Origin of the sequence: Mycolicibacterium pulveris (assembly GCF_010725725.1) — a bacterium.
GTDB classification, from domain to species: Bacteria; Actinomycetota; Actinomycetes; order Mycobacteriales; family Mycobacteriaceae; genus Mycobacterium; species Mycobacterium pulveris.
The window spans coordinates 4,976,482-4,990,164 of sequence record NZ_AP022599.1 but is presented as its reverse complement, the minus strand read 5'-3'; the positions used below and the strand labels follow the sequence as shown (position 1 = coordinate 4,990,164).

General features: G+C 65.5%; 12 protein-coding genes. All 12 read left to right on the top strand.

The features are described 5' to 3' along the window. Positions 1-11: 11 nt before the first annotated feature. The 12 genes from G6N28_RS24210 (at position 12) to G6N28_RS24155 (ending at position 13,683) form a co-directional block, all read left to right on the top strand. Positions 12-401, top strand: coding sequence for an SCP2 sterol-binding domain-containing protein (locus tag G6N28_RS24210; protein ID WP_163904799.1), 390 nt, complete (start codon positions 12-14; stop codon positions 399-401). 20 nt (positions 402-421) lie between these two features. Continuing rightward, positions 422-1,945, top strand: coding sequence for an aldehyde dehydrogenase family protein (locus G6N28_RS24205; RefSeq protein WP_163904797.1), 1,524 nt, complete (start codon positions 422-424; stop codon positions 1,943-1,945). Continuing rightward, positions 1,942-3,588 (top strand): AMP-binding protein, encoded by a 1,647-nt coding sequence (locus tag G6N28_RS24200; protein WP_163904795.1) that lies wholly within the window; start codon positions 1,942-1,944, stop codon positions 3,586-3,588. Before G6N28_RS24205 ends, G6N28_RS24200 begins: the two co-directional genes overlap by 4 nt. Positions 3,589-3,590: 2 nt before the next feature. Further along, positions 3,591-4,442 (top strand): hypothetical protein, encoded by an 852-nt coding sequence (locus G6N28_RS24195; protein WP_163904793.1) that lies wholly within the window; start codon positions 3,591-3,593, stop codon positions 4,440-4,442. Further along, positions 4,439-5,329: a Rieske 2Fe-2S domain-containing protein gene (locus G6N28_RS24190; RefSeq protein ID WP_163904791.1), complete on the top strand. Its 891-nt coding sequence runs from the start codon at positions 4,439-4,441 to the stop codon at positions 5,327-5,329. Before G6N28_RS24195 ends, G6N28_RS24190 begins: the two co-directional genes overlap by 4 nt. A 749-nt stretch (positions 5,330-6,078) precedes the next feature. Continuing rightward, positions 6,079-6,789 (top strand): MlaE family ABC transporter permease, encoded by a 711-nt coding sequence (locus tag G6N28_RS24185; RefSeq protein WP_163906588.1) that lies wholly within the window; start codon positions 6,079-6,081, stop codon positions 6,787-6,789. Continuing rightward, the gene (locus G6N28_RS24180) at positions 6,786-7,634 is read left to right on the top strand and encodes an ABC transporter permease (RefSeq protein ID WP_163904788.1); all 849 of its coding nucleotides are present in this window, start codon (positions 6,786-6,788) and stop codon (positions 7,632-7,634) included. Before G6N28_RS24185 ends, G6N28_RS24180 begins: the two co-directional genes overlap by 4 nt. A gap of 6 nt (positions 7,635-7,640) precedes the next feature. Then, complete coding sequence (locus G6N28_RS24175; protein WP_163904786.1) at positions 7,641-9,023, top strand: MCE family protein; 1,383 nt, start codon at positions 7,641-7,643, stop codon at positions 9,021-9,023. Between the two features lie 25 nt (positions 9,024-9,048). Then, entirely contained in the window at positions 9,049-10,077 is a 1,029-nt protein-coding gene (locus G6N28_RS24170) for an MCE family protein (protein WP_235674680.1), read from the top strand. Further along, positions 10,074-11,309, top strand: a complete 1,236-nt coding sequence (locus G6N28_RS24165) for a virulence factor Mce family protein (protein WP_163904782.1) — start codon at positions 10,074-10,076, stop codon at positions 11,307-11,309. Before G6N28_RS24170 ends, G6N28_RS24165 begins: the two co-directional genes overlap by 4 nt. 23 nt (positions 11,310-11,332) lie before the next feature. Next, on the top strand, positions 11,333-12,547 hold the full coding sequence (locus G6N28_RS24160; RefSeq protein WP_163906587.1) for an MCE family protein: 1,215 nt from the start codon (positions 11,333-11,335) through the stop codon (positions 12,545-12,547). Further along, positions 12,544-13,683, top strand: a complete 1,140-nt coding sequence (locus G6N28_RS24155) for an MCE family protein (RefSeq protein ID WP_163904780.1) — start codon at positions 12,544-12,546, stop codon at positions 13,681-13,683. Before G6N28_RS24160 ends, G6N28_RS24155 begins: the two co-directional genes overlap by 4 nt.

Below are 13,683 nucleotides of genomic sequence, written 5' to 3'. Positions count from 1 at the left end.
GGAAACCCCCGATGGCGAAGTTCGGAACGGTCGAGGTCTACGAGGAGATGGGAAAGGTCCTCAACGACGACGACGAATGGATCAACAAGCGCGGCACCAAGATCTCCTACTCGATGGTGTTCGACTACGGCGAGCCGGTCGACAAGGCGTTCTACACACGCTTCGAATCCGGCCGTGTCACCGACGTGCACGAGCTGGATTCGCGCGGTGAGATCGAGGCCGATTTCGTCATCGCCGGATCCGCCGACGTATGGCGGGGCGTACTGACGAACACCATCGACCCGACCGTGGCGCTGACCCGGGGACAGCTGAAGGTCAAGGGAAAGATGGCCACGCTGCTGAAGAACATGAACGCCTTCAAGTACGTAATCGAAAAAATGAGCCAGATCCCCCTCGACTGAGCTGGATTGAAAGCAACCACATGGCTGTCCCAACAGAACTGAACTACATCGACGGCGAGTGGGTCGACGGCGGATCCGACCGGTGGATCACCGTCACCGATCCCTCGCACGACGTCGCCATCGCACGTGTCCCAGACAGCACTGCCGCAGTCGTCGACAGCGCCGTCCGAGCCGCGCGGCAGGCCTTCGACGAGGGCACCTGGCGCCACCTTCCCGCCGAGGAACGGCGTGCGGTGATCGTGCGGCTTGCCGTCGAACTCGAGCAGCGCATGAGCCTCTTCGATGAGATCATCCCGAAGGAGGCGGGCTGCCCGGTTCGGTTGTCGGGGATGATGCAGACCGCGACTCCGATCGGGATGATCCGGGAGATGGCTGAGTGGGCCGGGCTCATCGATGACGTTCGCGCCACACCGATCACCAGCGCTCCAAGCGTCGGTCAGAGCGAAGTGCGCCGAGAACCGGTCGGCGTGTGTGCCGGATTCGTCCCGTTCAATTTCCCGCTGTTCATGACCATTTGGAAGTCGGTGCCGCCGATCTTGATGGGTAACTCGGTGGTGATCAAGTCCTCGCCGCTGACCCCGCTGGCGAGCATCGAGTTCATCCGTGCCTGCGAATCAGCGGGGGTTCCGCACGGCGTGATCAACCTGGTACACGGCGACGTCGTGGCCGGTGAGGCACTGGTCGAGCATCCTGACGTCGACCATGTCACGTTCACCGGCAGCACCGCCGTCGGCAGCAGGGTGATGGCCTCGGCTGCGCCGACCGTGAAGCGGTTGACGCTCGAGCTGGGCGGGAAATCACCCAGCATCCTGTTGCCCGGCGGCGATGTCGAACTCGCCGCCCGCGCCGCGCTGTTCGCCGCGTTCATGCACGCCGGACAGGCGTGCGTGGCAACGACCCGGTTTCTGGTCCCCGACACCAGTTATGCGGATGCTCTCGAACTCCTGCGGGAACGCACTGAGGCGTTGGTGCTGGGCCCCGCCGAGGACTACGCGACCGATGTCGGGCCGCTGATCTCCGATCAGCAGCTCGACCGGGTCGACGGCATGGTGCAGCGGGCGGTCGAGCAGGGCGCCAAAGTCGTGGTCGGGGGCCGGCGCGCCGAGGTCGATGCCGACGGCTTCTACTACCTGCCAACGGTTCTCGCTGACATCCGGCCGGAGATGGAGATCGCGCGGGAAGAAGTGTTCGGCCCGGTGCTCGCGGTGCTGCGCTATTCCACCGTCGAGGAGGCCGTAGCGCTGGCCAACGGTACTGACTACGGCCTCGGGGCCGCCGTCTGGGGACCCATGGTTCAGGCGCGGGAGGTGGCGAGGCTGGTTCAGGCGGGCACCGTGTGGATCAACGATTACGGAGTGCTTGCACCGCAACCGTTCGGAGGCTACAAGCGCAGCGGGTTCGGCAGGGAGTACGGGCTCGAGGGAATGCTCGAATACACCCAGATCAAACACATCTACACCAGCCTCGACGGCGGCGACCTCGACTCGCGCCCGTACGGGTTGGTCGGGTCGGGGTGGCCCGATGCCGAGGAGATCGGCCGATGACGCGGTGGAGTGCACCCGAGCTGACGACGATGCGGTCGGTGCTTTCTACAGGTGCCGAAAAGGCTCCCGACAAGATCGCGCTCCATATCGACGACGAGGCGTTGACGTATTCGGAGCTCTATCACCGTGGTGTCTCGGCCGCCGTCGGGCTGCACTCGTTGGGCATCCGTCCAGGTGATGCGGTCGGCGTCTTCGCACACAATTCCACTGACCTGCTGGCGACGATGTTCGGTTGCGCCTTCCTGGGCGCGGTGTACACGCCGATCAACGTCGACTACACCGGTGAGTTCCTGCGCCATCAGCTGGCCACCGCGGAAGCCCGCGTGGTACTGACCGATGCTGCGCTGATCGATGAGATCGGATGCGTGGCATCGAAATTGCCGGATTTGGCGCACGTCATCGCCCGGCCGGGTGGAACGTCGCCGCCAGCCGCCGGTCCCGAGATTCGGGGCGTTTCCATACACCCGGTGGCCGAGGTGTACGCGCCGGCGACACAGTTGCCTGCGGGTCCCGATCCCCGCGGGGACTCTGTGTCCGCGGTCATCTTCACGGCGGGAACGACCGGCCCGTCCAAGGGCGTGGCCATGAGCCAGAACTATCTGTGCGCGTCGGCGAAACAGGTGTTCGACCTCCGTGGCGCGACCGCCGACTCCACCGTCTACGCCGCCTTCCCGCTGTTTCATCTGGCGGCGATCAGCCTGGTGGTGCTGGGACCATTGACCGCAACGGCCACCGGCGCACTGGACAACAGGTTCTCACCGAACAAGTTCTGGTCGCGGGTACACCATTTCGCGGCCGACCAAACCGTGCTCCTCGGTGCGATGTCGACGATGCTGTGGAATCGGCCCGAGCAGGAGGATGACGCGGAGAACCCGGTGCAGGTGGCCACGATCGCGCCGATGCCACCCGCCGTGCATCGGGCGTTCGAGAAGCGCTTCGGCCTTACGGTCTTGCAGCTGTACGCGCAGTCGGAGGCCTATCCGTTGACGATCGCCCCAGCCAGCGCCCCGGCGTTGCCCGGCTCGTCAGGCAAGCCGAACCCACTGTTCACCGTCAAGCTGTTCGACGAACACGACGCAGAGGTTCCGGTGGGCGAGGTCGGTGAAGTGGTGGTCAGACCGAACGCACCGCATGTCATGTTCGAGGGCTACTACCGTAATCCTGAGGCGACAGCGAGCGTTTGGCGCAACGGCTGGATGCACACGGGAGACCTCGGAAAGTTCGACGATGACGGCTACTTCTACTTCGTCGACCGCAAGAAGGACTACTTGCGGCGACGTGGCGAGAACATCTCGTCGTTCGAGGTCGAGCAGGTCGCCAGGCAGTACGAGCCGGTAGCCGACGTCGCGGTGATCGCCGCTCCCAGCGAGGTCACCGAGGATGAGGTGGTCGCCTGCGTCACCGTGAAAGGTGATGAAACGTTCGACTGCGAAGCGTTTTTCCACCACTGTGCGGCGAACATGCCGTATTTCGCGGTGCCGCGCTACGTGTGGATACTGCCTGACCTGCCTCGTAATCCCGTGGGCAGGGTCGAGAAATACAAACTACGCGATACGTTGCGGACCGCGGATATGGCGACCCTTGACGGTCTGTGGGATGCGCGCATGCACGGATGCGTGGCGCCGCGACGGAGGGTGAGCTGAACATGACGCGGCAGAGGTGCTCGACGGGGTGGTGGGCCGTGCAATGGTCCGATCGCATTTCCCCGGGAACCATCGAGCAGGTACGTGTCGGCGAGCGAAACCTCGTCGTGTACCGCGGACAAGGGGGTCGGGCCCACGTCGCCGACGCCGTGACGCCGGACCGAGGCCTGCCGTTGACCGAAGCCGAGGTCGTCGGGGACAGCCTGCGTTCGTGTATCGACGGGAAGATCTGGCCGCCAGGGGATTCCGACGGCACCGCCGGAGATCTTCGCCCCCTGCGGCGCTATCCGGTTTCTGAACAGGCCGGCCTGATTCTGGTGGGCATCGGTGCCACCGAGAGCATGGCCCCCGCGTTGGGCGATGGCGGGCAACAGTGGACACCCGTCGCCGACGAACCGACCTGGGTAGGGGAGGGGTCTGTTCAGATCGCATTGGAAAACCTTTGCGATGCACACAGTCTGGGGTACCTCCTTGGAGGAGTGACCGTCTCGATGCCCCAGGTCGTGTCGACAGCCCCCGGCGATCTCCATATGCGCTGTCAGGTGTCGGATCCGGATTCCGGCGGTGCGCCCGCACAGAAGCTCGATGTTCGCGCCACGAGCCCTGGGCTGATGTGGATCCAGACGACGTCGGGTGCGGGCGTCCTGTTCGCGGTGACCCCGCTCGACGAGCATCGCGTGGCGATCCGTGCGTGTAGGGCCGGTCGTGGCGACGACGGTCTCGACTGGTCCGGCTGTATCGCACGCCAGGTCGAGCTCACCGGCCTGATCCGGCGCGTTCCCGTGCTGGTCCTCAGCGACGAGGAGCGCCAAGTCGCCGATTCGGTGCGCGAATGGTTAGGAGCGGTGGCATGAGCATCCGCGACGGCTCCGTGTATGGCTGGTTGCCGGTCGCGGTGGCCGATGAGCTGGGGCACGGTGCGGTGATGCCGATCCGGGTGCACTCCGACGAGGTGGTGCTGTGGCGCGGCGAGTCCGGCGAACCGCACGCCCTTGACGCGTACTGCGCCCATCTCGGCCACCACCTGGGCTACGGCGGACGGGTGTGCGGCGAAGACGTCCGGTGCTTCTACCACGGTTGGACGTGGTCGCCCCAGGGAACCAACACCGACGTGCCCTACGATCGGCGTCCCTACAAGGGCCGCCGACTCGGGATCTGGTCGGTGGCTGAGCGGGCCGGGCTCATCTACCTCTGGCATCCGGGTGACGCAGACACGACGGCACCCGGCCTGCCCGCCCCCGAGTTGCCGCTGTCGGGTACCGATTTCGTGCTCCGAACCGACGTCGCCGCGGACCCACGGCTGATCGTCGAGCATCTCGTCGATCCGGTCACCCTCGGGGCTTTCCTTCAGGCACGGCCGGCGCGGTCAGACGTCACGGCGCGCACGGACTCTCGCATCGTCGTGCATCACGAGTTCGCCGAGCGCGCACCGGTAGACGTCGAGGTGCACGCCGGTGCGACCGTCGTCGTGATGACCGACGCCTGGTCGCTGATGATCGCGGTGTGCCCGGTCTCGGCGGGGAACAGCCGGGTCTGGGCGGCCGTCGAAGCCACCTGCGCCGGCGCGGATCAGCGGAAACGGCAAGTGCATGCCGCCGTCGACCGGGGATTGGAGCTCGCGGCCCGGATGGTCTATGTACCTGTGCCTCAGGGCGAGGGGGCCGACATCGTCGACACGTACCGGCAGTGGGCAGGCGCGGAGCGGGCGTCACCGGCCGGGGTCTCCGCGAGGCCGACCTGACCGGCGCCGACCTGCCAGCGCAAACTTGATCGGTGCCGCCCTGTGCGACGCCGAGCATTCCGGAGCGAACTTCGACGGCATGCGAGTGCGTGTCGTTCCCTGAACGTTCCGTGCGCCAAGGACAACGACAACTGGCGACAACTGGCAAAGTCTGTCTGCCGCCCACTACGACGCCGTGACCGAGGCCAGCCCATCCTCCGTGCCGCGGTATTGCCCCGGTCCCCGACCCAACCTCACTGCTGTCCAGATAGCTGTGCTCAGAGACTCCCGCGCAACGAAAATCGGGGACATTCCGGCCCAGCACTGTGAAATCAGGGCGGCTCCCGGGCGTACCCGTCGCGGCTGACGGCGGCGCAAATTGTTTGCCGACGCAATGCGCGGGGCCGGGTAGACAGCCATAAGAAATATATGTTTAACTGTTTGTATTGGTCGGCGTTCCACGGGCCGGACACTCGGCTGAGCAAACAGTTGAGTGTGACGATTGGACAGTTGCGCCGCGTGGCTGGCAAAGGCTACGACGCGAGGAGGCAGGTGTGGATCTGGTACGTGGACTCAGCGCCGAGGACTCCACCGGCGCGCCTCCCGTGCGAGTCGAAGATCCGCCCTCCCGTGCGCCAGAGGGGCTGACGGCCGCCGGCACCACCCGCGGTCCCGCAGGCGATACCGAACCCCACCTGCCGCCGACGCGGGCGCCGTTGTCGCCGTCGCCACTCGCCAAGCCGTTGCGAGCGCTCGGCGGCTTCTTCGGGATGGCAATGGACACGTTGGTGCTGATTCCCCGCAAGCCGTTCGCCTGGCGTGAGTTCCTGCTTCAGTCGTGGTTCGTCGCGCGGGTGTCGGTGTTGCCGACGATGATGTTGGCGATCCCGTTCGCCGTCCTCGCGGTCTTCACGTTCAACATCCTGCTCGTGGAGTTCGGCGCTGCGGATTTCTCGGGCACCGGCGCTGCATGGGCGACCGTCACCCAGATCGGCCCGGTGGTCACCGTTCTCGTCGTCGCCGGAGCCGGGGCCACCGCCATCTGCGCAGACCTGGGGGCGCGCACCATCAGGGACGAACTCGACGCCTTACGCGTCATGGGAATCAACCCGATTCAGGCGCTCGTGGTGCCACGGGTGCTGGCCGCCACGCTGGTGGCGACCCTCCTCGGCTCCGTGGTCTCGTTGGTCGGTCTCGCGGGCAGCTTTGGGTTCGCGGTGTTTGTGCAGCACGTGACACCGGGTTCGTTCGTGGCAGGCATGACCTTGATCGCCTCGGCCACAGACGTGGTGATATCGATGATCAAGGCCGCCTTGTTCGGTCTGAGCGCGGGCTTGATCGCCTGCTACAAAGGCATCTCCGTGGGCGGCGGGCCCGCCGGCGTCGGCAACGCCGTGAACGAAACCGTCGTCTATACCTTCATTGCACTGTTCGCGATCAACATCGCTGTGACCGCGGTCGGCGTTCAGGCGACGCTATGACGGTTGCGCGCGCACCGTATCCGCGGCTACAACGCCTCGCCCGGGGCTGGTTTGTCGGCATGACCCGCATCGGGCTGCAAGCCCAGTTCTACGCGCAAACCATCAAAGCCACCGGCGACGCCTTCGTCCATTACAAGACCGAGATCGTCCGGCTGATCGCCCAAATGAGCATGGGCGCAGGCGCGCTGGCAGTCATCGGCGGCACCACCGTCATTGTCGGGTTCTTGACCATGTCGGTGGGCGCGTTGATCGCCATCCAGGGCTACAACCAGTTCGCCGACGTCGGGGTCGAGGCACTCACCGGGTTCGCCGCCGCGTATTTCAACGTCCGGGTGATCGCACCGGTGGTCGCCGGTATCGGTCTGGCCGCCACCATCGGCGCCGGCGCCACGGCCCAACTGGGCGCCATGCGCATCAACGAAGAGATCGATGCGCTGGAGGTGATGGGGGTGCGGTCGGTCGCCTACCTGGCCTCGAGCCGGGTCATGGCGGGTGTCATCGTGGTGGTCCCGCTGTACTGCGTGGCAATGATGACGGGATTTCTGGCTGCCCGGTTCGGCACCACCGCGGTCTATGGACAGTCCACCGGCGTCTACGACCACTACTTCAACACGTTCCTGAACCCGACGGACCTCGTCTGGTCGTTCTTCCAAGCGATTTCGATCTCCATCGTCATCATGCTGATCCACACCTACTACGGATTCACCGCGGCGGGCGGCCCCGCTGGAGTCGGCGACGCCGTCGGTCGTGCGGTTCGGACCTCACTGATCAGCGCCGTATTCGTGGTGCTGTTCCTGTCCCTGGCCATATACGGCCAAAACGGCAACTTCCACCTCGCTGCATAACACGCCATGACAACACGACGACAACGGTCCCGGATACACCCGTTCTGGTGGGCGGTCATCCTTTTCGCGGTCATCGCGGCGATCGTGGTCGTCTGTTCGATGCTGTTCTCAGGGACGCTGCGCTCCTACGTCCCGGTGACACTCACCTCCGACCGTTCCGGCCTGGTGATGGAATCTGGCGCCCAAGTGAAGATGCGCGGCGTGGAGGTGGGCAGGGTCGCCGCCATCGACGGCGGCACCCAACCGGTGAGCCTGAGGCTCCACATCTTCCCCGATCAGGCCCGCTTCATTCCGGCGAACGTCGAGGCGCAGATCCGAGCCACCACCGCGTTCGGCGCCAAATATGTGGATCTCGTCTATCCGGAGCACCCTAGCCCGCAACGCCTTTCCTCCGGTGCGGTGCTGCGGTCACGCAATGTCGCCACGGAGGTCAACACCGTCTTTCAGAACCTGTCGGCCATCCTGGACCAGGTCGACGTGACGAAGTTGAACGCGACGCTCACCGCGATCGCCGACGGAGTCCGCGGGCAGGGCGAACGAATCGGACAGGCGACAACGGATGCCAATCAGGTGCTGCTGGCCGTCAACCCCAGGATGACCACCGTCGCGCGGGATTGGCGCTCGTTCAAGGACTTCAGCGACGCCTATGCCTCGGCGGCACAGGACATCCTGACCACCCTCGACAACGCTTCGACCACCAGCGCCACGCTCGTCGACCACGCCTCTGACCTGGATGCGTTGCTGCTGAACGTGACCGGCTTCTCCAGAAGCGGCATCAAGCTGATCGCCCCCAACCAGGAGAACTTGGTAGCGGGGATCAACGGACTGGAGCCCACGACGGACCTGTTGATGAAGTACAACCCCGTATACACCTGCATGTTGGTCGGCGCCAAGAATTATCTGGACAACGGCGGAAGGTCGGCGCTGGGCGGCAACGGGCGCACGCTGTTGGTCGACGCCGGACTGCTGCTGGGCGACGATCCGTATCGCTATCCGGATCATCTGCCGGTCGTGGCGGCCAAGGGCGGGCCCGGCGGCAGGCCGGGATGTGGGTCACTGCCCGACGTGGCGAAGAACTTCCCCGTCCGCTACCTGGTCACCAACAGCGGTTGGGGCACAGGCATAGACCTCCGGCCGAATCCCGGGATCGGTCATCCGTGCTGGGTCAACTTCTTCCCGGTGACACGCGCCGTGCCCGAACCACCGAGCATCCGCCAGTGCATACCGGGGCCCGCGATCGGCCCGGTCCCTTATCCCGGCGCTCCGCCGTACGGGGCTGACCTGTACGCCGATGACGGCACGCCGCTGTGGCCAGGGGTGCCGCCGGCACCACCACCGCGTCCCGCCACGGACGTCTCATCCGAAGCCGTGCCCCCGTCGTCACCGTGACCCCGAGCGAATCAGGAAGACCGCTGTGAAAGACAACCTCAAGGGCGCCGCATGGGGCTTCGGCGTGTTCGTCGCGGTGTGTCTCGTCGGCAGCTTCCTGATGCTGATGATCTTCGCGCAGATGCGATTTGAGAAAGAGGAGACCTACAACGCCGAGTTCACCAACGTGACCGGGTTGGAGCGGGGAGACTTCGTGCGGATCGGCGGGGTCGAGGTGGGCAAGGTCGAGAACATCTCGATCAACCGGGAGGCGATCGCCGTCGTCGAGTTCTCCACCGATGAATCGGTCGTGCTCACCGAAGGCACCAGGGCGGTGATCCGCTGGGCGGACCCGATCGGCGGCCGTTACATGGCTTTGGAAGAGGGAGCCGGTGGCCTCACCAAACTCGGTCCCGGCCAGACCATTCCGGTCGAGCGGACCGAGCCCGCGCTGGACCTGGACACCTTGCTCGGCGGCTTCCGGCCGCTGTTCCGGGCGCTGGAACCCGAACAGGTCAATGCCCTGTCGAGCCAGCTGATCGCGGCGTTTCAGGGTCAAGGTGCGGCCATCGGTTCCTTCCTGAACCAAGCGGCGGCGGTGACCAATACGCTGGCCGACCGCGATGAGCTGATCGGCCAGGTGATCCACAACCTGAACACCGTGCTGGGGTCGCTGGGCGATCAGACCGCCCAGTTCGGCAAGGCCGTCGATTCACTTTCGGAGTTGGTGGGCGCACTCGCCTCCCGCAGGGGGGACATTGCGGCTGCGGTGGCGTATACGAACGAGTCGGCCCGCACGGTCGCCGACCTGTTCGGTCAGGCCCGGGCACCGTTTCGAGAAGCCGTCGAACAGACGGATCGCACTGCGGGCATCGTCGTCGCCGACCACGAGTACTTCGATGAACTGCTCAACACGCTGCCCGACTCGTATCAGGTCCTCAACCGGCTGGGTATCTACGGTGACTTCTTCACCTTCTATCTGTGCGATGCGGTGCTCAAGCTCAACGGCAAGGGCGGCCAGCCGGTGTATGTAAAGGTCGCCGGCCAGTCCACCGGGCGGTGCGCACCGAAATGAAATCCTTCTCCGAACGTAACCCCGTGCTCATCGGCGCTGTCGGCGTCGCGCTCGTCACGTCGCTGGTTGTGCTTGCCCTGCAATACAAGAAGCTGCCGTTCGTCGATGACGACAAGAGCTATTCGGCGTACTTCGCCGAGGCCGGCGGGCTGCGATCGGGTGCGCCGGTGCAGGTGGCCGGTCTGCGGGTGGGCGAGGTGTCGGGCATCGAGCTGGAGGGAGCGAGGGTGTTGATCTCGTTCGAGGTCGACGAGGGCGTGCACCTGGGCGAGCGAAGCGAAGCGGCCATCAAGACCAAGAGCCTGCTGGGCGCCAAGATTCTCGAGATCACACCCCGCGGTGAGGAACAGCTGACCGGACCGATTCCGGAAGAACGCACTACGCCGCCCTACCAATTGCCCGATGCACTCGGTGATTTGGCGACCACAGTGAGCGATCTGGACACCACCGCGGTGTCGGATGCGTTGGCCACTCTCGCACAGACGTTCTCAGACACTCCACCGGATCTCCGGGTCGCCGTGCAAGGGGTCGCCCGGTTCTCCGAATCCCTCAACAGGAGAGATGAGCAATTGCGCAATCTGTTGGCCAACGCCAACCGGGCGACGGCGGTGCTGGCCGAGCGCAGCGATCAGTTGGTGCAGTTGGTCGCCGACACCAACGCGCTGCTGGCCGAGCTGCGAACACAAAGCCGCGCACTGGATCAGATCGCAGACAACCTGTCGGCCCTCGCGAGCCAGGTGTCCGGGTTCATCGAGGAGAACCGCACCGAGCTGCGGCCCGCGCTGGACAAGCTCAATGGTGTCCTGGCGATCGTCGATACCCGAAAAGAGCGCATTCAGAAAGCGATCGAGCTGCTCAACTCATATGCGATGTCGCTGGGGGAGTCGGTCGCGTCAGGTCCGTTCTTCAAGGCCTACATCGCCAACCTGCTGCCCGGTCAATTCGTGCAACCCTTCATCGACGCGGCATTCTCGGACTTGGGCCTTGACCCGAACGTCCTGCTGCCCTCGGAGCGCATCGATCCGCCGACCGGCCAGCGGGCCACCCCGGCGCTACCGGTGCCGTATCCGAGAACTGGGCAGGGCGGCGAGCCGCATCTGACGCTGCCCGATGCCATCACGGGTAAGCCCGACGACCCGCGCTACCCGTATCGCCCGCCGCCACCGGCCCCACCGCCTGGCGGGCCGCCGCCGGGGCCACCCGCACCCGCGCCCGGGGAGGTGGGACCGTGATCGGCAGCCGAAACGCCAGAAGGATGGCCGCCTTCACGCTCGTCCTGCTCATGGTGGCCGGCGTCGTGGTCGCCGCGCGCTCGGCCTCCCAGGCCGCGCGCACGCACATCACCGCCTACTTCGAGAACAGCAACGGCATCTTCGAGGGCGACGAGGTGCTTGTGCTGGGAGTGCCGGTGGGTGAGATCGAGCGGATCGAGCCGGAACCCGAGCGTGTCAAGGTGTCGTTCTGGGTCAAGGACCGTTACCGGATCCCTGCCGACGTCACCGCGGCGATCCTGTCTCCGCAACTGGTGACAGCGCGGGCGATCCAGCTGAGCCCCGCCTACACCGGTGGGCCTGCGCTCACCGACGGCGCGGTGATTCCGCAGCAGCGCACCGCTGTTCCGGTGGAGTGGGACGACCTGAGGGTGCAGCTCGAAGAGCTCACCAAGACCTTGCAGCCCACCGAACCCGGAGGTGTCAGCACCCTGGGGGCATTCATCAACACCGCGGCCGACAACGTGCGCGGGCAGGGCCCCGAGCTCCGTGACACCTTGATCAAGGTGTCACAGGTGTTCTCCGCGCTGGGTGATCACAGCAACGACATGTTCGACACGGTCAAGAACCTGTCGATCTTGGTGTCGGCGCTGCAGGACAGCACCGCCCTGCTCAGCCAACTGAACCGCAACTTCGCCGGGGTGACGGCCCTGTTGGCCAACGATCCCGCAGAGGTCGCCCGCGCCATCAGCGACGTCAACGTCGCGGTCACCGATGTACGGGACTTCGTTGCCGACAACCGCGAGGCGTTGGGCACCACCACCGACAAACTGGCGTCGATATCGCAAGCCGTCCACGACAGCCTCGACGACATCGAACAGACACTGCATGTGGCGCCGAACGCGTTTCAGAACCTGCTCAACATCTTTCAGCCCGCCCAGGCGTCGCTGAGTGGCGCCCTGGTCGTCAACAACTTCGCCAACCCGATCACCTTCTTGTGCGGGGCGATCCAGGCGGCCTCCCGGCTGGGGGCCGAGCAGTCCGCCAAGCTGTGCGTGCAATACCTGGCACCGATCGTCAAGAACCGGCAATACAACTTCCCGCCGCTGGGGATGAACCTGTTCGTCGGCGCCCAGGCCCGCCCCAACGAAATCACCTACAGCGAGGACTGGCTCCGGCCCGACTATGTCCCGCCCGCACCGACGGACCCCGCCGCCGGCCTGGCGGGGATCATGGCGCCGTCGGAGGTCGGATCGTGAAACGCACATGGTGGCAGCGATGCGCCGCAGGCGCATTGACGATCCTGGTGGCCACCGAACTCACCAGCTGTGGGTGGCGCGGGCTGAATTCGCTGCCGATGCCCGGCACCGAGGGCGGTGGTCCGGGCGCGTTCGAGGTGACGGCCCAGCTACCCGATGTCGGCTATCTGGAGGAGAATTCACGCGTCCGGCTCGGCGATGTCAATGTGGGTACGGTCACCGACATCGAACGCGAGGGCTGGCATGCGCGCGTCACGATGAAACTCAACGGCGATGTCGAGCTGCCGGCCAATGTGACCGCGACCGTTGGCCAGACGAGCCTGCTGGGGTCGCTGCATGTCGAGCTCACCCCACCGACCGATGCGCCACCGCGTGGAAAGCTGCGGGAGGGATCCGTGATCCCGCTGTCCGCCGGTGGCGCGTACCCGACGACCGAGCAGACCCTGGCGGCACTCTCGCTGCTGCTCAACGGCGGAGGGATCGGACAGATCCAAGACATCACGAAGGCCTTCGCGACGGCATTCGCCGGCCGTGAGCACGAGCTGCGCAGCCTCATCCAACAGCTCGATGAGTTCGTCGGGCACCTCGACGGCCAGACCGGAGACATCATCGCGGCCACCGAGAGCTTCAACAGCCTGGTGGGTCAGTTCGCCGCACAAAAACCGGTGCTGGACAGGGCGTTACAGACGTTGCCGGAGGCGCTTGGAGTGTTGAGCGACAACCGTCAGGCCCTCACCGAAGCCCTTGATGAGTTCGGCAAGTTCAGTGCGTTGACCGCCGATTCGGTCAATCACACCAAAGAGAACCTGGTCAGGGAACTCCACGATGTCGGGCCTGTGCTGCGGTCGCTTGCCGATGCCGGTCCCGCGCTGACCCGTTCGCTGGACCTTCTGTCCGTCTTCCCATGGACCAAGTCGACGCTCAGCAACTGGGTCCGTGGCGATTACGCGAACCTCACGGCCATCGTCGACCTGACGCTGCACCGTATCGACTCGTCGCTGTTCACCGGCACCCGCTTCGAAGGCGACCTGACCGAGCTGGAATTGCAGTGGGGCCGCACCATCGGTCAGCTCCCCAGCCCGTACACGGCCGGCAATCCGCTGGTGGCTCCCTACCGCTGGGACCAGGGGCCCTGA

Bases quoted from the DNA above. Each gene is read 5' to 3' on its own strand.
- G6N28_RS24185 (WP_163906588.1), top strand. From the start codon at position 6,079: ATGGCAATGGACACGTTGGTGCTGATTCCCCGCAAGCCGTTCGCCTGG.
- G6N28_RS24195 (WP_163904793.1), top strand. From the start codon at position 3,591: ATGACGCGGCAGAGGTGCTCGACGGGGTGGTGGGCCGTGCAATGGTCC.
- G6N28_RS24200 (WP_163904795.1), top strand. From the start codon at position 1,942: ATGACGCGGTGGAGTGCACCCGAGCTGACGACGATGCGGTCGGTGCTT.
- G6N28_RS24160 (WP_163906587.1), top strand. From the start codon at position 11,333: ATGGCCGCCTTCACGCTCGTCCTGCTCATGGTGGCCGGCGTCGTGGTC.
- G6N28_RS24210 (WP_163904799.1), top strand. From the start codon at position 12: ATGGCGAAGTTCGGAACGGTCGAGGTCTACGAGGAGATGGGAAAGGTC.
- G6N28_RS24175 (WP_163904786.1), top strand. From the start codon at position 7,641: ATGACAACACGACGACAACGGTCCCGGATACACCCGTTCTGGTGGGCG.
- G6N28_RS24205 (WP_163904797.1), top strand. From the start codon at position 422: ATGGCTGTCCCAACAGAACTGAACTACATCGACGGCGAGTGGGTCGAC.
- G6N28_RS24165 (WP_163904782.1), top strand. From the start codon at position 10,074: ATGAAATCCTTCTCCGAACGTAACCCCGTGCTCATCGGCGCTGTCGGC.
- G6N28_RS24190 (WP_163904791.1), top strand. From the start codon at position 4,439: ATGAGCATCCGCGACGGCTCCGTGTATGGCTGGTTGCCGGTCGCGGTG.
- G6N28_RS24180 (WP_163904788.1), top strand. From the start codon at position 6,786: ATGACGGTTGCGCGCGCACCGTATCCGCGGCTACAACGCCTCGCCCGG.